Genomic DNA, 20,190 nt, shown 5'->3' with positions numbered 1-20,190 from the left:
TCACTGCCAGCTGGCGTCCATCCAAGGACCTGCACAGACCCGCAAACTCCGTGGCTTTTTGCTCACATAACTCACCATACAGATCGGAAATATCCACAAAAACACAGCGCTACCAGCCGATCCGGAAACCTGCACCAAGCCCCGAAAGATGTGCACCACCACAGTGCACAAAGGGCAGAAATCCTTGCATCACAGCCCCGGGCCAGTCTTGCAGCCATGCACGGCTGGGCATAAAGACAGCAGGCCACCCTGGCAGCCGGCGCATCGGCACGGCCATCACACCAACCAAGCAAAACACTCGGCTTTTATCTGCATCAAATTCCAGTGAGAACGCTTGAAATTCCCAAGCACGCCATGCACAGCACCCGTAAAACACGCGCCCGCCTGCAGCATCGATGAACACAAGGCGCGGACCAGCGGCCCAGCCGTCAACGGGTGCCCGGCGTGATCTGGATGGTGCCCAGGCCCGAGCCCACGGCCTCACGCCGACGAGGTGCCAGCCAGTGCACCCAAAGCCCCTTGAGCCAGCCCAGCGCAAAGGCGCCTGCCAAGGCCAACATGCCCCATTGCCCGGCCAACAGGGCCACATATATCCAGTAAGGCATGCATCCCAGGCCGAGAAGGCAGGCCCACCGCCGCAGGGCAACGGAACGGGACTGCGACAGCCAGACGGCAAGGACTGCGGGGAGTGCGAAGGCGATCTGATCGATGCTCATGGCCGCATCATACTGTATGAATAAACAGTTTTGTAGGCAAGAACGCGTGTCTTTTGCGAAGGATGTCACGGGAACACCAACACCCTCATCTTTCGCTTGCAGTCCGCTCGCCATCCTCCCCCAAACCCCACGCAAAAAGCCGCTGGCAAGCAGCGTACAGACTGGACTTCAAGAATTTCCAATGTGCGGTGCAGTTTGATCACGGCATCGCCTTTCACATCCCCTTCAATAAGCCCAAACTCCTTCGCAGCCGGTCACTCACTCCTGTGAACCACCGCGCTTCAAACCTGAAAGCGAGGGCATACAGGATTTTGAAGGGCTCCGGAACATACAGCGCCCCATAACTGCCAGCTCTTTACATGGCCTTTACCTGGCGTTGACCGGTCATTTTGAACACGGTCAGGACGGCCAATGGCAGTCATAGGAGAAAATGATCGAAAGCATGCAAACTTGTTCTTAAAAAACCGTTAATATTCGCGCTTCAATCCATGAAAGGCAAACTACCGTGAACACCACATACAAAGAACTTCTGGCACAGCGCGAGGCACTCGAGGCCCAGATCCAGACAGCACGCAAGCAAGAAGTCAGTGATGTGATCGCCAAGATTCGCGGTCTGGTTCAGGATTACGGCCTGACTGCCGACGACATCTTCACGGCACGCCGCGCCCCCTCCACCGTGGCCCCCAAGTTCCGCAATCCCGAAACCGGTGACACCTGGACCGGCCGTGGCAAGCCCCCTGCCTGGATCAAGGACAAGGATCGCGCCCAGTTCGCCATCTGAAGCCTGGATAAACGCCTCCATGAAAACAGCCTGCAGTTCTCTGCAGGCTTTTTTCATTCTGGCGGCACTTGCTGCCACACCTGAATTCCCGGGCTTGGGCTTCCAAGGCCAGGTGCCGCGCAGGTGAAACAAGAATGCTCTATGGACATGTCCTTAAACGTGCACCATGGACGGATGCCGTGGTCCAATCTTCCAGCCGGATCTGAAGCCTCCAGCGAGTGACTGGCTGCAGATGCCGGCGCCAGATGCTCGGCCACCCATGAAAAAACAGACATCCACCTTGGACAGTTCACCCACACCATACCGTTCTGAAAAGTTCTCGACTGCCGCCGAATCGATAACCACCACAGAAGAGCCCCCCTCCTCCGCTTTGTCATTTTCAGGCGAGCAGGTTTTGTTCATCTCGTCATCCGATGAACTGCACGCCCATCTGCTCCCGCACCTCAAAAGTTGGGGCCTGGCGACCACCGCCTGCCACCATCCCACGGCCATTCGCCAGGATCGCCTCCAGAAGTTCCAGGTTGTTGTGCTTTGCGGATCGAAAACGTCCTGGAATCCCAAGGATGAAAACCGCCTGGTGGCAGGAGCTGCAAGCATCATCGAATGCGAGGCTGATCACCCCCTGCAACCCAAGGTGATCAACGCCCGCATCATCGAAGTCTCCTGGCGTTCGCTGCAGGGCCTCTTTGATGCACTGCAACTGGCCGTTCAGCCCCGGCCTGCCAACAGCGGCCGCATTTCGTCGACCGATGACGTCGCCCATTTTCAACAGATCCCGGCCCCCATCAGAACGGCCTTTCTGGAGTCTGCACGTTCGTCGCTGGCGATCATCAAATCCAGCAAGAATCGCAAGGATGTGCAAAGAGAGCTGCACAATCTTTCCGGTTCACTGCGATTTTTTGACCTGACTGAGCTGTCAATACACTGCGCCGGCCTGGAAAATGGCATCAACCATGATGGGCTGATGCACCATGCGCATTCGCTGCTGGCGCTGGAACTGCAGCTTGACCAGCTCCTGGAAGAAATACGGACCTTGAACGGCAGATAAAGAACCGGTCATCATTGAGATCTCGATGAGGTCACCCATCCGCACTCAAGGGCATACTTCATCAGATCAATGTCCCGTTCAATTCCAAGCTTGTGCATGGCCTTGACTTTCTGGGTACTGATGGTTTTCTTGCTTCTGTTCAGCTTGGCCGCGATCTCGTCGATACGCAAACCGGCCGCATAAAGCCTTACCACCTCCGATTCCTTGGGACTGAGCACCCCCGGTGATTTTCCTTCGCCTCCCATGACACCCGCATTCATTTTTTCCAGTCGCTCGGAAATGGCCGGAGAGAAGTATGTCCCTCCTGTATAGGCGGCATGAATGGCTGGAACCAGATGCAGCACCGGGTCCGCCTTGCTCACGATGCTGATGTTCGACACCTTGCCCAGCGCCTGGAGAATGGCCGAATTGTCCAGCATGGTCAGAACCACCAAACCCAGGTTAGGAAATCTTCTGGATATATAGCCAAACAGATTCAAGCCATCTCCGTATTGACCCGTGGGCATGGAGTAATCCGACACAAGCACGTCAAAGCCACCCTCATCCAACTTTTTCACCAGATCGGTTGAATTTGAAACACTGGCTTTCAACAGGATTTCCAGCTCGGAAGACAGCTCATGCCGAATGCCTGAGATGATTCCAGGATGATCATCGGCCAGCAGTACGGATATATTCAAATCTTTTCTATGATTCATATTGGAAAACATGATTTGGCGCCATCAACGGAATAAACACAATCGTTCAGTGCAGCATCATTGCACCACGGCTCATCAGATATCTCTCAGGTTCTCCAGCAGGTCAGTCAGGGCATCATCCACTGCACGGAGGCGCCGCATATTGACAAGAGATGATAATCGGTCCATATCTTCCACTCTATCCTTCAGCCCAGCCACCGCAAATGATCCTTTCATGGCATGAATTTCACGATGCACAGCCATCAGATCCCCTTGCAGCAAATGCTTTTTCAACGCAGCCAATGAGCTTTCGGTTGCTGAAATCAATACATCACGATAGGGCAATCTGCTGCCCGGAACTTCCGCAGCTTCAGCGACACCCTTGCCAGACTTTCCTATATTTTTCCCAATGAATTCCTTGAGGTTTTTCAAGGAGGCCGGCTTGACAAGAATATCTGCGATGCCAAATTTTGCACATTTGAATTTTTCCTGCTTGCCTGCATGTGCCGTTATTGCTCCCACAGGAATTCCCGGATAATTCTGCTTGATGCGCTGAGCAAGTACATAACCGCTCATTCCAGGCATTTGCAGGTCCGTAAGGACCAGGTCATAGATATTCTGCGACATCATTCGCAATGCGGATTCCCCGCCTTCTGCAGATTCCGCCTCGAAGCCGAGGATTTTCAGCTGATCCAGAAGCAGCAGCCTATTGACCGGGTGATCATCGACGATGAGAATCCTTGCGCCATAACCTGCGCTTTCATCGTTTGCAAGCATGACATCGCCATGGTCCCAACCCAAGCAAGCAGGAACAGGCTGGGCGTGGCATGCGGGCAAGGTCAATTCGAAAATGCTGCCCTTTCCCGGCACGCTGAAGAACCGGATTTCCCCGCCCATGAGATGTGCCATACGCTGACACAGCGTCAGGCCCAGCCCCGTACCACCAAATTCCGCCGCTATATCCGAGCCTGCCTGCTTGAATGCGTCAAAGATGAAGGGGTGCTGCGAGGGATGAATGCCTATCCCGGTATCTGACACTTTGATCTTGAGCTCACCGGCCCTGTCTGATGCAAATACGTCAATCTTGCCAGCCTTGGTGAATTTCAAGGAGTTGCTGAGAAGATTGTTGAGGATTTGCTTTATTCTCTCGCCATCTACTATATATCCCTCCCTCAGCGAATGGTCAATGATCAAGGAAAATCCTATACCTAATTCCGCAGCCAGCGGTTTGTAAATGGCAGCCACCTGCCGAATCACAGACTTGAGATCAAAGCTGGCAAATTCCACACTCATCTGACCAGACTCGATCTTCGAGAAGTCGAGAACATCATTCAGCAGCGTCAAAAGAGAATGGGATGAAGATGATATGGTGGTGAGCCTGGTTTGCTGCTCTTCTGACATGGAGCTTCTTCCCAGTATTTCCAGATTGCCCAATATTGCATTCAGTGGCGTGCGTATCTCGTGGCTCATGGCAGCAAGAAAAGAAGATTTTTCCTGGTTTGCCTCTTCTGCCGCCTTTTTGGCATCTTCCAGATTTCTTTGCACCTGCTTGTGTGCAGTGATATCGGCAAATCCACACAGCAGAACATGCCTCCCCTGATATTTTGCCTTCACCATGATCACTGAAAGCTCTGCAACTGTTCCGTTGTAAGAGACCACGACTTCGCTGACTACCGGCAAATATTCAGTCTTTTTTCCACTCAGATATTTCTCACCGTAGAATCTGAGAAAATATTCAATCAACCGCTCACCAGCAGACTTATCATCCAACACCATGCTTTCTTTGTACTTGTACATCATGCTGTTTTCCAACAGCATCTTCTTTTCCTTGAAATCAAGAAGACCAAGTCCATAAGGCGCCATGGCAATGATGGTGCGGCTTAGATGTTCCGTGTCAAAAACATTTTTGGCTTTCCCATATATTGGAATAAAAACCCTATCATAAAAATATATCAAAAAACACCAGAAAAAAATGATGAATATCAATGAAAATAGCAAATATACAAGGGACTTCCCATTTAAATACACGGCATCTTTCCAGGAAAAAACCTGGAGAAGTATCATGTTCGTATTTGATATTCTCGAATAGTAATAAAAATATCCATTTTTATAGACGGCACCATACTTGCTCAAAATATATCTACTTATCAGTCCTCCGTGAAATTTCGACGCCTCGATATCAAAAAAATCCCCTATTGCATCGCCGATCCCCTCCCCACCCAACGCAACGTTGCCTTGAGAATCAATAATAAATAAGGAGTTCCTGCCTTCACCTTGCTGCATAAGGCTCTCAATATATTGAGTCGGCATGTCGCTCACCACCGTGAGAAATGGCTTTCCATCTTGGAAAGCCGAGACAACAATCTGAAATGACATCTCTCCAGTCAGAATGCTTTTACTCGGAGGCAGCCATATGGGATGACGCAGCTGGACGGACGGAGTGATGGTGCCGCTATCCTCAGGCAAAGTCGAAATCTGTTCCCTGAGTTTCAAGAGCATGTCTTTTCGCTCATGCTCGTTTGGCACCTGCGGCACAAGGACGCCTATGAACGATCTGTCCGGACTGAAGACATAGGCAGATATTGCTCTTCCATTTTGAAGAAAGCTGGAATTTGCCAAATATGCCAGCTCTCCCAACATATCTCTGTAGTGCTTGTGTACATTCTTGTTGATCTTATTCTCAAGCAATACCACAGGACTCACCCCTGCCATCACAGCATCTGCCCCGGCAAAGACACCGGGATGAGATGTGTGCGTCTGTCCCCAAAGCAACTCTGATGCAATGATTCCTCGCATCATAATGACTTGCTTTGTTTCTATTTCCACCAGAACCCGGGTTCTCTTGCTCTGGAATACGGCTCTTCTTTCCTCCATGAAGTCATTGAGCTCGAACAAAGCCGCAAGCATTGCCAAAACAATGATAAGAAGAGAGAAAACCAGGCCACCGCCAAAAAGCAGTGTCTTGTTGTATTTGGTCAGAAGGTGGAGCTCTTCCTTTTCTCCAGCCTCTTTTTTGTATATTTCCATCTGGGCATCAAGATACAACCATCGATCAGGCTGTGGATCTCCTCATGTAATAAAAGAAATCTCTGCAAGCTGCGGATGGCATGGAGCTTGGTCGGATCGTCTGCGGCAATGACGATGCATTTCTGCATCTATTTTCTTACGTCAATCCAGCCCATCTCAATTCCATAGCGAATGAGATCAATGTCCTTGCGTATACCCAGCTTGTTCATGACAGCCACCTTGTGCGTGCTGACCGTCTTGATACTGCGATAGAGCTTTTTGGCTATCTCGGACACCGTCATGCCAGAGATGAAAAGAAGCAGAACCTCTTCTTCCCGTTTTGAGAGTTCTATCGATGTCCGCACCGCACCCAGCCATTCTCCTCCCAGCAGCTTGCTTGCACTGGGAGATATGAATTGACCATCCGTGTATGCAGCGTAGATGGCGGGCAGCAGACTTCCCAAAGAATCCGTTTTATGGACAATTCTGTAGATTCCTTGGTTGGTAAGAGATTTGATGATTCCAATATTCTCGATCATTGTCAGCATGACGATCTTGACACTTGGAAATCTTTTCCGAATGACATTCAGCATCACCAGACCATCACCGTAGGTTCCACCGGGCATGGAGTAATCAGTTACCAGAACATCACATTCGTTTTTCTTCAGAAAGCTTATGATTTCCGTGGAGTTTTTCGCTCGACCTACAATCTCTATTTCATGCTTATCCTCCAAAACACTTTCTATGCCTGCCAGAACTGCCGGATGGTCATCGGCAATTAATATCCGCAAGACGAAATTTTTCATGACTCAAAAAATTAAAATAATTCGCACGAAGAACATTCCTATTCTAGGCAGCCGGCTACTAGGATTTAATTGGATTTGTCTGATTTTTCAATCCAAAAATCTAAGATTTGTCTGATTTGCAAGATTTATTGCCGAAAAATCGGGTACCAGTCCTAGGGCACACTCCTAGAATTCAACAGACAGTTGAATCAATGGTTGAATGGATTCGGGCCAGATGCCGTCAGGACCTGAAGTGCCCGATCTGCGGGAAGGCGCCAGACTTGTGCGCGATGAGATCACTGCGGCGCTTGGCGGGCGGCTGAAGAGATGGCGGAATCCCGGCACAATCGAGGGATGCGAATCCTCCACACCATGCTGCGCGTTGGCAACTTCCAGCGCTCCATCGATTTCTACACACAGGTTCTTGGCATGCAGCTGCTGCGGACCTCCGAGAACCCGGAGTACAAATACTCCCTGGCCTTCCTGGGCTTCGAGGGCGGCAACCCGGCCCAAGCCGAGATCGAGCTGACCTACAACTGGGGCACCGAGTCCTATGACATGGGCTCCGCCTACGGCCATATCGCCATTGGCGTGCCGGACGCGTATGCCGCCTGCGAGAAGATCAAGGCGTCCGGCGGCAACGTGACGCGCGAGGCAGGCCCCGTCAAGGGCGGCACCACGGTGATTGCCTTTGTGACGGATCCGGACGGCTACAAGATCGAACTCATACAAGAGAATTCGCGAGCCCACGCCGGGACCCAGCCTGACGGTGACGCGAAGTTCGACCCGCTGCGCAATTCCTGATCGACGCAGCCATCAAAAGAAAAGGCCCGGAGCGTCAATCGCTCCGGGCCTTTTCTTTTTGGCCGTTTACAGCGGCAAGGCTGAGGCTCAGTCCACCAGGATCACTTCCACGCGGCGGGCTTCGGCGTTGCTGCCGTCAGCCTGCAGCTGCTCGGGCTTCTTGAGTTCGACCTTTTCCTCAGCCACGCCCAGCGCGGACAGGGCTGCCTGGACTGCCAGGGCGCGCTTCTTGGCCAGTTCGGCGTTGAGTTCGGCGCTGCCCGTGGCGTCGTGGTAGCCCGAGATCACGGCGCGCTTGCCGCCCTTTACACCGGCGACCACGTCGGCCAGCGCTTCATTGGCGCCCGCGGCCAGCTCGGCCTTGGCCGATGCGAAGTAGAACTTGACCACGCCGTTTTCGACAACGACGCGGGCCACATCTTCCTCCAAGACCACGGGCACCATTGCTGCCACAGGGGAAGCGCCGCCTGCCATCTTCGCCGGGCCATGCGCAATGCCGCGCTGGTAGACGACGACGCCAACGACCGTGGAGACGACGAGCGCAATCAGCGCGAACAGGAAACCCAGGGCAAAACGTTGTTGGCTGTCGTCGTCGGAATGACTGAAGGACATGAAGCACTCTCCGTGAATGAGCTGTTGGATGAAAACCAGAAAGACTGCGAAAAACCGGTGGATTGTAGAGGGCCACCGTCGAGGGCCCCGCGCCACGCCCAAACCCCGCACTGACGGCCGGCAAAAACTGTGGTGCGGCGGAGACAGAAGACCAGCCCTGCAAGGGCAAAGCACGCGCTTGTGCACCGTTTGGACGTCCAGGCGTTAAAACGTCATTGTTCTTTCATGCTGCCGCGCCCATGTCCGCCCTGCCAGAATTTTCATTCGCCCGCCGAGAGTCACAGCCCATGCTGGACGAGGCGCTGCACCGATGGGGCGGGAGCGATGACCTCTGGATCTTTGGCTACGGCTCGCTGATCTGGCGGCCGGATTTCGATTTCTGCGAACGCCGCACGGCGCGTGTCTTTGGCTGGCACCGGGCGCTGAAGATGTGGAGCACCATCAACCGCGGCACGCCCCAGAACCCTGGCTTGGTCTTTGGCATGCTGTCCGGTGGCAGCTGCCAGGGCATGGTGTTCCGCATTCCCCGGCACCACGGCCATGACGTCATGAGAAAGCTGTGGCAGCGCGAGATGGCCAATGCCGTCTATGACCCCCGCTGGCTGCCCTGCCGCACCGGCCAGGGCACGGTGCAGGCGCTGGCGTTCACGCTGTCCCGGCAAAGCCCCAATCACACGGGCGAACTGGCGCCCGAGGACTATCGCCGCATTTTCAGCGAGGCCAAGGGCATCTACGGCAGCACGCATGACTATGCGCGCGCAACCTTCGATGAGCTCAAGCGCCTGGGCATCCGTGACCGCGCGCTCCAGCGCCTGCTCAGCTACGCGGGCCAGCCCGACGCAGGCGCGCGGCAAGGCTCCGTTTGACGCCATCGCCGCGCACGGCCACAGAACGCTGTGCTCTCCGACATGGCCGCCGTATCGCACGCTGCATGATGGCGGCTGCGCGCCGTGCGCCCCCGTGACTTTTTCAGTTCCCATTCCAACCAGGAGATTGCCGCCATGCCTTTGAACGCTTCCCAATCCAGCCACGCCGCCACTTCGCAGCCCTCCACCCCGTCCACCGCCGTGAAGCTGTTGATGGCTGCGGGCATGGTGCTGGCCCTGGGCGCCTGTGGCAGCCAGGCCAAGCCTCCTGCCGCAGCCTCCGCATCGACCCCGGCAGCCGTCACGACAGCGCCCGCCTCCCGCAATGTGGCCATGGCCCAGTTGCAGCCCACGCAAGGCAGCAAGGTCAGCGGCAGCCTGCAGTTCACGGCACAGGCCGATGGCAGCGTGCGCGTGCAAGGCTCCGTCCAGGGGTTGGCGCCGAACAGCGAGCACGGCTTTCACGTCCATGAAAAAGGCGATTGCTCCAGCCCTGACGGCCTGAGCGCGGGCGGCCACTTCAACCCGACCGGCCAGGCCCATGGCCGCTTCGATTCTTCGACCCATCACACGGGTGACCTGCCCAGCCTGCGATCCGATGCGCAAGGCATGGCAAGCATCGACTTCGTGTCGCGCGGCCTGGCATTGGACCAGGGCCCCAACAGCGTGGTGGGTCGTGGCCTGATCGTGCACAAGGACCCGGACGACTACACCACGCAACCCACCGGCAACTCGGGCGCGCGCCTGGCCTGTGCGGTGATCACGCGCGGATGATGTGCTCGGCCGGGTCTGCGTTCAGCGCAGGCAGTCGCGCAGCCACGCCGCGCACTGCTCGGCGCGCGCGCCCGGCCATTGGACGCTGACCGTGGTATCGCCACGGCGCAGCTCGACATGAATGGTGTCGGCAGCGCCCGCGCTGCCCTCACCGCTCAAGCTGCCGATTAGCCGCCCCCACCAGCCACGGCCCCGCAGGTCTTGGGCCGTGGAGCAGAGCTCCGAAGCTGGCGCTGGTGCTGGCGAATTCCGGGCTTGCACCACCGTTTCCCTGGCTGGCTCGGAGGCCGGCGCGGGCACGACAGGTGCAGGCGCCTGCATGGTCGCCTCGCCCGCAGCGGGCTCCCCTCCCCCGCCTTCGAGCCGCGCGGCCAGATTGTTACCGAACTCCTCCCATATTCGGTCGGCCTTGGTCTTCATCACGCTCAGGCCGAAGGCGCCCAGACGGCCCAGCAGGTCCACGTCGATCTTGATGCGCAGTTCGGTGCCTCCATCCGGCGTGGCGCTCAGGAAGATTTCACTGCGCTGCTTGAGCGAGCTGGCCACCGAGGTGTCTTCTCCCGTTCCTTCCACGCGCAGATACTCGGGAGCGCGTTGCTCGACGATGCGTGTGCGCAGCTTGAATCTGGCGCTGATGAAGGAGATCTTCTGGTGCATCACCGCCACGTATTCGGTGGGGCTGACCACTTCGATGGACTGCATGCCCGGCACGGCACCTCCCATGACCTGGGGATCGAGCAACAAGGCCCATACCCGCTCTCGCGAGGCCGAAACAGTCAGGGTTTTCTCAATTTCCATGCATTTTCTCCGCGGCCACAAGGACCGATTCCACGATCTGGGTGTAGCCCGTGCAACGGCACAGGTTGCCGTTGAGGCCATGGCGAACTTCGTCCGCGCCGGGAAGGGGGTTACGCCCCAGCAGATCGCAGGCGGCCATGATGAAGCCCGGTGTGCAGTAGCCGCACTGCAGGCCGCCGCATTGCATGAAGCTTTGCTGCAGCGGGTGCAGCCGTTGTGACGGGTCTGCGCCCGCACCCCCAGCAATACGGTCGGCCAGGCCTTCGATGGTGGTGAGCGCGCGGCCCTGGACCTGCACGGCCAGCAGCAGGCAGGACTTCACCACTTCGCCATCCAGCATCACCGAGCAGGCGCCGCACACGCCCGTCTCGCAGCCGCGCTTGGTGCCCGTCAGGTGCAGGTCATCACGCAGAAAATCCGACAGCAGCCGGCGCGCAGGCACGTCCACGCTGCAGGGCTCGCCGTTGACGGTGCATTCGATGCGATGTCGGCTCATGCCAGCTCTCCTTGTTCCAGTGCCAGGTCCAGTCCAAACAGTTCGGCCACGGTGCGCCGCACGTTGACGCGCACCATTTCTCGGCGGAAATCCGCCGAGCCGCGCAGGTCCGAAACCGGTGTGATGTCGGCCGCGACGATGTCACCCGCCTCGGCCGCCAAGGCCCAGGTGAGGGCACGGCCTTCAAGAAAGCCCTCGGCGCGCCGCTGGCGCACGGGTATGGGCGTAGAGGCGCCCACGACGAGACGCGCGTCGCGGCAGATGCCCCCGGCGGTGTGCGCCACCAGGGCCACGCTGGCCAGCGGCCGGTGTTCGGCCGCTGTGCGCAGAAAGCGCGTGTACACACCGCTGCGCCGGTCGTCTCCTTGCCCCATGGGCGGCACGCGGATCTCGCTGACGATCTCGTCGCCTTCCAGCGCCGTGGCGTAGTAGTCGACCAGGAAGTCCTCGATGTCCAACAGGCGCTCGCCTCTTGCGCTGGCCAGCACGATCTGGGCGCCCAATGCCATCAGGCAGCCGGGCGGGTCGGTGGAGGGGTCGGCATAGCAGAGATTGCCGCCCACCGTGCCCTGATTGCGCACCTGCGGGTTGGCCATGCGCTGCGCCATGCCGGCCAGGACAGGATAGTGATGCGACACCAGCGGCGAGGCCGCCAGTTCGGCATGGCGCACCATGGCGCCGATACGCAGGCCACGCACCGGGTCGAAGTCCAGGCCGCGCAACGCATCGATGCCAGCCAGCGAGACCAGGTGCGTGGGCGCGAGCATGCGCTGGCGCATGCCCAGCATCAAGGCCGTGCCGCCGGCGATCACGCGGCAGTCCTCGCCCAGTTCGGCCAGCAACCGGCTGGCCTCCGCCACCGAGGTGGGCTCCAGGAAGTCGAAGTCATGCATGACGGCCCTCCTCGGCGCGTGCGCGCAGCGCCGCCAGGATTTTTTCGGGCGTGATCGGCAGATCGCATATGCGCACGCCGATGGCGTCGTACACGGCGTTGGCGATGGCAGGCGCTCCCGGCAGGATGGCGGCTTCGCTGGCCCCTTTGGCGCCATAGGGGCCGTTGGGGTCGTTGGACTCGACAAAGCCGCCGCGCAGCAAGGGCACGGCGTCGGCCGTTGGCATGGTGTAGTCGGCGAAGTTGCCGTTGGCCAGGCGCCCGCCTTCCAGGTGCAGTTGCTCGTAAAGGGCCCAGCCCATGGCCTGGACGGTGGCCCCGTTGGTCTGCCCATGGATGGCGACGGGGTTCAGCGCCTTGCCGCAGTCGTCGGCCACATAGCTGTCAAGCACCCGGACCTGGCCGGTTTCCGTATCGACCTCGACCTCCACTGCCTGGGCCGCGAAGGAATAGGCCGGCGCGATGTTGCCGTGCAGCTGGGCGTCGTGCATCTGCGTCTGGGCATCCCAGGTGTGGCTGACCTGTATGCCCTCGCCGCCATGGCGCCAGATGTGCTGGCGTGCGAGCTCGGCCATGCCTGCCGCACGGTCGGTGCCGCGCACGCGCACCTGACCATCGGCCAGCTCCAGGTCGTCGACCTGCGCCTCCAGCACGACGGCGGCCAGGGCCAGCAGCTTGCTGCGGGCCGCCTGCGCGGCACCTATGGCGGCATTGCCTGCAGCCATGGTCACGCGCGAGGCCAGCGAGCCTATGGCGAAGGGCGTGCTGTCCGTGTCGGGTGCGGCCACGCGGACCTGCGACAACGGCAGCGTGAGTTCATGGGCGACGATCTGGCTGAGCATGGTGGCCGCGCCCTGGCCCATGTCGCACTCGCCACTGAGCACAAGCACCTGGCCATCCTCATGGATGCGCACCACCACGGTGGAGCCGTCCCAGTTGCCCATGGTGCGGTTGCCGCTGACATGCATGGCCGCGGCCATGCCCACACCCCTGCGGCGGGCGCCAAGGGCCTGGCGGGGGCGGGCGCGCTTGCCGCGCCAGTCGATGGCATCGGTGGCCTGGTCTATGCACTCCTTGAGGCCGGCGCTGCCGATCTTCCAGCCATGCACTGTCACGTCGCCGACTTCCACTGCATTGAGCTTGTGGACTTCGGCCGGATCCAGCCCCAGCTGTTCGGCCATGATGTGGATGTGGCTGTTGAGCGCGAACAGCATCTGCGTACCGCCAAAGCCGCGGAACGCGCCGTGCGGCGGGTTGTTGGTATAGACCAGGGTGGCGTGCGATCGGACGTTGCCCTGCCTGTGCATGTTGTCGCTGCGCATGGCACTGACGTGCATGACCTCGGCCGACAGACCCGCATAGGCACCGCACTCGGCAACGATGTGCACCTGCTTGGCGAGGATGCGGCCATCACGCGCCATGCCCAGCTTGAGCGTGATGCGCTCGGGGACGCTGGAGCAGCAGGCCAGGAAGTCCTCCAGCCGGTTGTTGACCAGGCGCACGGGCCGCCCGGTGCGCAGGGCCAGCAGACCCGCCACGAGCTGGTTGTCGTCCTCGACGATCTTGCCGCCAAAGCCGCCGCCCGTGGTGGCCTGCACCACGCGAATGGCGGACACCGGCAGCTCCAGCGCCGCCGCCAGCCGGGCACGCGCCAGGAAAACCGACTGCGTGGAGGTCTGTACCAACAGGCGGCCATCGGCGTCGATGGAGGCCAGGGTTGCCATGGGTTCCAGGTAGCCCGGGTACTGCGCATGCGTGGTGTACGTGGCTTCGTGAACCAGATCAGCTGCGGCGAATCCGGCATCGGCATCGCCGCGCTCGAAGCGGATCTCGTGGGCGATGTTGCCCCGGCCCGGATGAACGCCGGGCGCTTCTTCATCCAGGGCTTCCTCGGGCGACAGGATGGCGGGCAGTTCTTCGTACTCGACCTCGATCAGGTCCAGCGCATCGCGGGCGATCTCTTCTGTGGCGGCAGCCACGGCTGCCACCTCTTCCCCCGCAAAGCGCACCAGGCCGTCGGCCAGGATGCGCCGCTCCTTGTGGCTCACGCCCCAGGGCGTGCGCGGTGCATCTGCCCCGGTCAGCACGGCTTTCACACCGGGCAGCGCACGCGCTGCAGCAATGTCGATGCGCACGATGCGCGCATGCGGATAGGGGCTGCGCAACAGCTTGGCATGCAGCATGCCCGGCAGCTTGAGGTCGCCCGCGTACTGGGCACGACCTAGTACCTTGGACAGCGCCGTGACCTGCGCCGTCTCGCGGCCCAGCGTGGAATTCGAGGTATTCATGTCATTCAGCGGTGATGCCGAGTTCGCGGATCACCTTGCCCAGGCGCTCGTAGTCGGCAGCGTTGACATCGGCCAGCACCTGCGGCGACCCGCCCACGGGCACGGCACCGAAGGTGGCCATCTTTGCCGCCACCTCCGGCATCCTGAGGATCTCGTTGAGATGGGTGTTCAAGGTCTGCACCACGGCGGCCGGCGTGCCCTTGGGCGCGAAGAAGCCATTCCAGGCACCCGCGGCGATGTCCCTGTAGCCCAGTTCCGCCAGCGAAGACACATCGGGCAGCAGGGGCGAACGCTTCGGGTCGGTCACGGCCAGCGCGCGCAGCTTGCCCGCCTGGATGTACTGGGCCACCGGCCCCAGCGTGACGTAGGCCAGTCCTACATGGCCCGCTGCCACATCGTTGACGGCCGGTGCCACGCCGCGATAGGGCACATGCTGAATGCTCACTCCGGCAGCGCGGTTCAGCCACTCGGCACCTATGTGCATGGGCGAGCCTGCGCCGGGACTGGCGTAGCTGAGCGTCTTGCCGGCCTTGGCCGCAGCCACCATGTCGGCCACGCTTTTGAATCCCGTGGAGGGATGGGCCACGAGCAGCACGGCCTGGCTGGCGGTCTGCACCACGGGGGTGAAACCTTTCAAGGGGTCATAGGTCGCGGCAGGAGGGAGCCTCATCACCATGGGGGCGATGGTGAAGGGGTTGGGCGTGAACAGCAGCGTGTAGCCATCGGGCACGGCCCGCGCAACCAGGTTGTTGCCCACGGTGCCGCCCGCCCCGGGCCGGTTGTCCACCACCACGGGCTGGCGCAGACGCAACGTGAGCTTTTCGGCGAACAGGCGCGCCATGGCGTCCGTGTCACCACCTGCGGGATAGGCGACCACCACGGTGATCGGCCTGGCGGGGTAGTCCTGTGCAAATGCCGGACCACAGACAGCGGTGGCAAAAGCCAATGCTGCAATGGTCAGGCCTTGCCGACGATGGGGTGTCATCACTGGCTCCTTTGAAAGCGCGGACATGCATCGGTCAGATACGGGCATGGCAGCTGGGGCTGGCTATGGGATGAATTTATACGATTCACTTATGAAACATTGATCCTCAAAAGAATCAATGACGATTTTCTCCAGTAAGTTGATGAATCAACTTACCGAAAACACCGATTGACCTCTATTGATTTCTCCAAAGAAATTCCACAAGACAAACGTCAGGCAGCCTGTGAAACAATGGATGGGAACATGTCCATCCCACCTTCTCCTCTCCCTGTGCCCAGCACGCCCGCAGGCAATCCCTGGACCCACCTTGACGAGGCAGGCAGCAGCCTGACCGTCGATGCCTTTCTGACCACGCTGATGAGCCAGGTGGGCAATGCGCTGCGGCGCACCATCACCGTGCCCTATGCCGATACGGCGGGCTTGACGGTTTCGGAGTGGCGGCTGTTGGCCCTTGTCGCGCATGCAGGCGAGTTGCCGTTCAGCGCGCTGGTGGTGCAATCCACTTCGGACAAGGCCCTGGTGAGCCGGGCGCTGCGGCTGCTCGAGGAACGCGGCCTGGTGGCCCTGCTGGCGCAAGGCTCCACTCCACGCAAGAAGATCCTGTGCTCCATCACGCCTGCGGGCCGGCAGTTGCATGACGAGGTGATGCCCGTGGCCCGGCAACACCAGGCCGCTGCTCTGCTGGCGCTGACGCAGGAGGAACGGGAGGTGATGTATCGGGCCTTGCTCAAACTGCGCGGTTATTGCCAAGGCAGCCAAGCCGACCCAGCGACCGAAGGCGGCCCCGCTACGGCAGACGGCGAAGCCTGAATTCAGCCCACTTCAGGCCGGTTCTGCAGCAACACCTCAGCGCGCGCCAGATCGTCCAGCGTATCGATGTCGATGAGCACACCAGCATCGTCCACATCGACCTGAACCACATGTCCGGCTTCGCGCAGCGCCTTCAGCACAGGCGCCCCGCCCTTCTCTCCGCTCAACGCCATGAGCGCCGCGCCGCATGCGGCGCAGAAACCCACGGGATGTCCACGCTCGCCTTGATGGACAGGCTGGGCGGCTCGGGCCCCCGCATGCAATGCATCGGCCACTTTCAGCAAGGTCTGTGGACTCACCAGCGGCAGGTCGGCCGGCAAGACCAGCCAGCCTGGCGCATCGGCTGTGGCACGCACGGCCGCTGACAGCGAATCGCCCATTCCGGGGTGGCCCGCATCTTCCAGATGCCAGGGCAGGCCGCTGGCGCGGACGGCGGCCAGTGTGTGTTCCAGCACGGTGCTGCCGCCCAGCGGCGCGGCGAGCTTGTGCATGGTGCCGCCCGACGCGCGGAAACGCTCGCCACGGCCCGAGGCGAGGATGATCACGCAGGGGCGGCCTTTGAAGTCTCTGAGCATGCGCAACTCTAGCGCAGCAAATGGCAGGTCGGGCGCAGGCACAATGCAGGCCATGAGCAGCATTTCCACCTCGATCGCCGATCTGCGCAAAAGCTACGAGCGCGCGGAACTGAGCGAATCGGCCTCCCTGGCCGATCCGCTGCAGCAGTTTGACCAATGGCTGCAGGAAGCCCTGAGTGCCCAGGTGCCCGAGCCCAATGCCATGACGCTGGCGACCGTGGGCGGCGACCTGCGGCCCAGCACGCGCATCGTGCTCATCAAGGGCTATGACGAGCGCGGCCTGGTCTGGTACACGAACTACGACAGCCGCAAGGGCCAGCAACTGGCGGGCAATCCGTTTGCAGCGCTGCAGTTCCACTGGGTGGAGCTTGAGCGCGTGGTGCGCATCGAGGGCCGCGTGGAAAAGGTCAGCGATGCCGAAAGCGATGCCTACTTCAACAGCCGCCCGCTGGACTCGCGCATCGGTGCCTGGGCCAGTCCGCAAAGCCAGGTCATCAGCGGCCGCAGCGTGCTGGTGGCCAATGCGGCCAAGTACGGCGCGCAATTCCTGCTGAACCCGCCGCGCCCGCCGCACTGGGGCGGATTCAGGCTGGTGCCCGAGCGCTGGGAATTCTGGCAAGGCCGCAAGAGCCGGCTGCACGACCGCCTGTGCTACCAGCTGGAAGCTGGAACCTGGCTGCGCCAGCGCCTGGCGCCCTGATCCCCCGGATTGCCGGCGCTGCTCCTGCTGAAAACCGTCAGCCCAGCAGACGCTGGGCCAGCCACAGCATCAGCGGCACGGTAAGCAAGGCCAGCGCCGTGGACACCGCAATGCTGGCGGATACTTCCTCCTGCATCACGCCATAGCGCTGCGTGAACAGGAACACGTTAGCCCCCACGGGCAGTGCAGCCGCCGTGAACATCACGGCCACCGGCAGGCCGCCCAGACCGAAGGCCCAGGCCAGCGCAAGCAGCAGCAGCGGATGCACCAGGTTCTTGACCAGCGCGATGCCCACGGCCTCGCGCAGGTTCTGCCCCACCTTGGTATAGGCCAGGGTCACCCCCACCAGCAGCAGCGCCATGGGTCCCAGTGCCTGGCCCAAGACCTGCAGGGAGCGATCCACCACGCCAGGAAGAGCCAGACCGGTCTGTGCGAACAGCAGGCCGGCGAGTATGGGCAGCGGCACAGGATGAACGATGCCGTTGCGCACCGCCTGCAGCACCGTGCGCCACATGGGGCGCGGGGCGCTCTGGCCCGACCGCTGGTGCTCGCGGGCCTCGGCCAGCTCGAACACGATGGTGGCCGCCGTGAGCAGAATCAGCGCGTGCAGCGAAACGAGGGTGAACAGCGTCACCAATCCGTCCTCCCCGTAGACCAGCCCCACCAGCGGCACGCCGATCATGACGGTGTTGCTGAACATATTGGCCAGCCCCCGCGCGGCCGAACGCGTGGAAAAACCGCCCAGGACCATGGACACCCCGAAGATCAGCGCAGTCGCCAGGAAATACAGCGCCACGGGCTGAAAGTCCAGCTCCTGTACCCGCACCGCGCCCATGGTGCGGAACAGCAGCGCCGGCGTGAGCACCAGGAAAACGAGGTTGGACAAATCCTTGATGGCGGCGGCCCGCACCCAGCCCAGGCGGGCGGCGAGAAAGCCTGCGCCAATGCAAAGAATGACGGGGATGAGGGAGGCAAAGACGGGAGAGTTCACTGAAGCGGGATCGGGAAGCTGCGCCTGCGCAGGTTGGCGGCGCGCGCAGATTATGCGCCGCAGGCCAGGCCCTGCCTCATTCAGGCTTCTTCCAGGGCCTCGAAGGCCTGGGCCAGATGGTCGATGAGCAGCCGCACGGCGGGCAATTGCCCGCGCCGGGATGCGTACGCGCGGGTGATGGCGGATCTCGGCAAGGGCACCGTCCGGGCCGTTGAGCACCCATCGGTGCTCATTCTGCGGCTGCCCCAGGTCTATGCTGGGCAGGCGCTCCAGGTCGGCGGGACCCGTGGGACGGCCATGTGCCTGCAGCAACGCGGGGCTGGCAACCAGGCACTGCGCCCTTTCGGCCAGCACGCGCAGCATGGTCATTGTTCTTTATTCAGAACGATGAAGGCAAATTTTGCTATCTACCGCATTCATCGTTCAAATCCTAAGATTCTCCCATGTGCAAAAAGTGGCTGGCGCTAACGCTGCGGCAGCCACGATTCCCAAGGAGAAGCAAATGCTCAAGAAGATGCTCGGCGTCTACAGCGCTCCCCGTGCCCATTGGGTGGGCGACGGCTTTCCCGTGCGCTCGCTGTTCAGCTATGGCAACCATGGTGCGGCTCTGAGCCCCTTTCTGCTGCTGGACCACGCAGGCCCCGCCAGCTTCGAGCCGGCTGCCCAGCCTCGCGGCGTGGGCGTGCATCCGCACCGCGGCTTCGAGACCGTGACCATCGTCTATGAGGGCGAAGTCGAGCATCGGGACTCGACCGGTGCTGGCGGCCTGATCGGCCCTGGCGACGTGCAGTGGATGACGGCCGGCTCGGGCATCCTGCATGAGGAATTCCATTCCCATGCGTTCACCGAACGCGGCGGGCGGCTGGAGATGGTGCAGCTGTGGGTGAACCTGCCCGCCAGGGACAAGTCGGTTGCGCCTGGCTACCAGACCCTGGTGGATGGACAGATCCCGTCCGTGGAACTGCCAGGCGGCTCAGGCCGGGTGCGGGTGATTGCCGGAGCCTTTGGCAACAGCCAGGGGCCGGCGCGCACCTTCACGCCCATCAATGTCTGGGACCTGCGCCTGAAAGCCGGCAGCACCACCGAACTGCGCGCCAAGCCCGGACATACGCTGGCCCTGGTCGTGCTGCATGGCACGGTGCTGGTCAACGACGACGAGGTTGTTCGCGAAGGCCAGTTGGTGCACTTCGATCGCGAGGCTGATCTGGTGCGCCTGGAGGCCAACAACGACGCCACCGTGCTGTGGCTGGAGGGCGAGCCCATCGAGGAGCCCGTGGTGGGCCACGGCCCGTTCGTGATGAACAGCGAGGCCGAGATCCGCGAGGCCATTGCCGACTTCAACGCTGGCCGATTCGGGCGCATGGCGGCTTGACCGCTGCGGCCCCTGTCCTGAGGACAGGGGCCGCCTTCTGCCCTCCCCTTGCTTCCCCTGGACCAGCGCTTGCGATCACCAGCGCGCAGAGCCGGCGCGGATGCTTGAAAGTGCACAACACACTCTAGAGACGTGCCAAGGACTCGAATCCAAGCCGAACGGCTCTTTTTCTGGCGACTTGTCGCCACTGGTGTCCATCAGTCGATAACAAGGTTGC

Annotated in this window: 20 protein-coding genes; 8 read left to right on the top strand and 12 right to left on the bottom strand. The window is 60.5% G+C overall.

The window, feature by feature from the left end:
- Positions 1-428: 428 nt before the first annotated feature.
- On the bottom strand, positions 429-716 hold the full coding sequence (locus ACUTR7_RS01330) for a hypothetical protein (RefSeq protein ID WP_043782035.1): 288 nt from the start codon (positions 714-716) through the stop codon (positions 429-431).
- A gap of 505 nt (positions 717-1,221) precedes the next feature.
- On the opposite strand from ACUTR7_RS01330, the gene ACUTR7_RS01325 reads away from it, so the two are divergent.
- Together ACUTR7_RS01325 and ACUTR7_RS01320 are read left to right on the top strand one after the other, a co-directional pair.
- On the top strand, positions 1,222-1,497 hold the full coding sequence (locus tag ACUTR7_RS01325) for an H-NS histone family protein (protein ID WP_013802280.1): 276 nt from the start codon (positions 1,222-1,224) through the stop codon (positions 1,495-1,497).
- 259 nt (positions 1,498-1,756) lie between these two features.
- Positions 1,757-2,545, top strand: coding sequence for an Hpt domain-containing protein (locus tag ACUTR7_RS01320; protein ID WP_445607902.1), 789 nt, complete (start codon positions 1,757-1,759; stop codon positions 2,543-2,545).
- A gap of 11 nt (positions 2,546-2,556) precedes the next feature.
- Here the strand turns inward: ACUTR7_RS01320 and ACUTR7_RS01315 are convergent, their stop codons facing one another.
- The 3 genes from ACUTR7_RS01315 to ACUTR7_RS01305 form a co-directional block, all read right to left on the bottom strand.
- Positions 2,557-3,252 carry a response regulator gene (locus tag ACUTR7_RS01315; RefSeq protein ID WP_081816131.1) on the bottom strand — a complete coding sequence of 232 codons (696 nt, stop codon included), beginning with the start codon at positions 3,250-3,252 and terminating at the stop codon, positions 2,557-2,559.
- Between the two features lie 63 nt (positions 3,253-3,315).
- Positions 3,316-6,246: an ATP-binding protein gene (locus ACUTR7_RS01310; protein WP_445607901.1), complete on the bottom strand. Its 2,931-nt coding sequence runs from the start codon at positions 6,244-6,246 to the stop codon at positions 3,316-3,318.
- Positions 6,247-6,374: 128 nt separating this feature from the next.
- A complete protein-coding gene (locus ACUTR7_RS01305; RefSeq protein WP_013802276.1) occupies positions 6,375-7,031 on the bottom strand; it encodes a response regulator transcription factor in 657 nt (218 codons plus the stop codon).
- 333 nt (positions 7,032-7,364) lie between these two features.
- Between ACUTR7_RS01305 and gloA the strand changes: the two genes are divergently transcribed.
- On the top strand, positions 7,365-7,814 hold the full coding sequence (gloA, locus tag ACUTR7_RS01300) for a lactoylglutathione lyase (protein WP_043782039.1): 450 nt from the start codon (positions 7,365-7,367) through the stop codon (positions 7,812-7,814).
- 87 nt (positions 7,815-7,901) lie between these two features.
- Here gloA and ACUTR7_RS01295 read toward each other — a convergent pair whose 3' ends face one another.
- Positions 7,902-8,426, bottom strand: coding sequence for an OmpA family protein (locus ACUTR7_RS01295; RefSeq protein WP_063325997.1), 525 nt, complete (start codon positions 8,424-8,426; stop codon positions 7,902-7,904).
- Positions 8,427-8,665: 239 nt separating this feature from the next.
- Here ACUTR7_RS01295 and ACUTR7_RS01290 point away from each other — a divergent pair, with 239 nt between their 5' ends.
- Together ACUTR7_RS01290 and ACUTR7_RS01285 are read left to right on the top strand one after the other, a co-directional pair.
- Entirely contained in the window at positions 8,666-9,292 is a 627-nt protein-coding gene (locus tag ACUTR7_RS01290) for a gamma-glutamylcyclotransferase (protein ID WP_013802273.1), read from the top strand.
- 135 nt (positions 9,293-9,427) lie between these two features.
- The gene (locus tag ACUTR7_RS01285; protein ID WP_088165471.1) at positions 9,428-10,066 is read left to right on the top strand and encodes a superoxide dismutase family protein; all 639 of its coding nucleotides are present in this window, start codon (positions 9,428-9,430) and stop codon (positions 10,064-10,066) included.
- Between the two features lie 21 nt (positions 10,067-10,087).
- On the opposite strand, the gene ACUTR7_RS01280 is transcribed toward ACUTR7_RS01285, so the two are convergent.
- The 5 genes from ACUTR7_RS01280 to ACUTR7_RS01260 are packed head-to-tail and all read right to left on the bottom strand — an operon-like array spanning position 10,088 to position 15,525.
- Entirely contained in the window at positions 10,088-10,864 is a 777-nt protein-coding gene (locus ACUTR7_RS01280; protein WP_445607900.1) for a CoxG family protein, read from the bottom strand.
- Positions 10,854-11,360, bottom strand: coding sequence for a (2Fe-2S)-binding protein (locus tag ACUTR7_RS01275; RefSeq protein ID WP_445607899.1), 507 nt, complete (start codon positions 11,358-11,360; stop codon positions 10,854-10,856). Before ACUTR7_RS01275 ends, ACUTR7_RS01280 begins: the two co-directional genes overlap by 11 nt.
- Entirely contained in the window at positions 11,357-12,253 is an 897-nt protein-coding gene (locus ACUTR7_RS01270; protein ID WP_445607898.1) for an FAD binding domain-containing protein, read from the bottom strand. Before ACUTR7_RS01270 ends, ACUTR7_RS01275 begins: the two co-directional genes overlap by 4 nt.
- Positions 12,246-14,540: a xanthine dehydrogenase family protein molybdopterin-binding subunit gene (locus ACUTR7_RS01265; RefSeq protein WP_445607897.1), complete on the bottom strand. Its 2,295-nt coding sequence runs from the start codon at positions 14,538-14,540 to the stop codon at positions 12,246-12,248. The genes ACUTR7_RS01270 and ACUTR7_RS01265 overlap by 8 nt, the downstream gene beginning before the upstream one ends.
- A gap of 1 nt (position 14,541) precedes the next feature.
- Entirely contained in the window at positions 14,542-15,525 is a 984-nt protein-coding gene (locus ACUTR7_RS01260) for a Bug family tripartite tricarboxylate transporter substrate binding protein (protein ID WP_013802267.1), read from the bottom strand.
- Between the two features lie 243 nt (positions 15,526-15,768).
- Between ACUTR7_RS01260 and ACUTR7_RS01255 the strand changes: the two genes are divergently transcribed.
- Positions 15,769-16,335, top strand: coding sequence for a MarR family winged helix-turn-helix transcriptional regulator (locus ACUTR7_RS01255; RefSeq protein WP_013802266.1), 567 nt, complete (start codon positions 15,769-15,771; stop codon positions 16,333-16,335).
- 2 nt (positions 16,336-16,337) lie between these two features.
- Here ACUTR7_RS01255 and ACUTR7_RS01250 read toward each other — a convergent pair whose 3' ends face one another.
- Positions 16,338-16,910: a nucleotidyltransferase family protein gene (locus tag ACUTR7_RS01250; RefSeq protein WP_445607896.1), complete on the bottom strand. Its 573-nt coding sequence runs from the start codon at positions 16,908-16,910 to the stop codon at positions 16,338-16,340.
- 52 nt (positions 16,911-16,962) lie between these two features.
- Between ACUTR7_RS01250 and pdxH the strand changes: the two genes are divergently transcribed.
- Entirely contained in the window at positions 16,963-17,610 is a 648-nt protein-coding gene (gene pdxH / locus ACUTR7_RS01245) for a pyridoxamine 5'-phosphate oxidase (RefSeq protein WP_012205769.1), read from the top strand.
- Between the two features lie 37 nt (positions 17,611-17,647).
- On the opposite strand, the gene ACUTR7_RS01240 is transcribed toward pdxH, so the two are convergent.
- Positions 17,648-18,601, bottom strand: a complete 954-nt coding sequence (locus tag ACUTR7_RS01240) for an AEC family transporter (protein ID WP_063325991.1) — start codon at positions 18,599-18,601, stop codon at positions 17,648-17,650.
- A 502-nt stretch (positions 18,602-19,103) separates the two neighbouring features.
- On the opposite strand from ACUTR7_RS01240, the gene ACUTR7_RS01235 reads away from it, so the two are divergent.
- Positions 19,104-19,973 (top strand): pirin family protein, encoded by an 870-nt coding sequence (locus ACUTR7_RS01235; protein WP_071956044.1) that lies wholly within the window; start codon positions 19,104-19,106, stop codon positions 19,971-19,973.
- Positions 19,974-20,190 lie beyond the last annotated feature (217 nt).

It is taken from the genome of Delftia sp. NA_296.1 (assembly GCF_052692095.1).
This window is presented reverse-complemented; position numbering and strand designations above follow the sequence as displayed.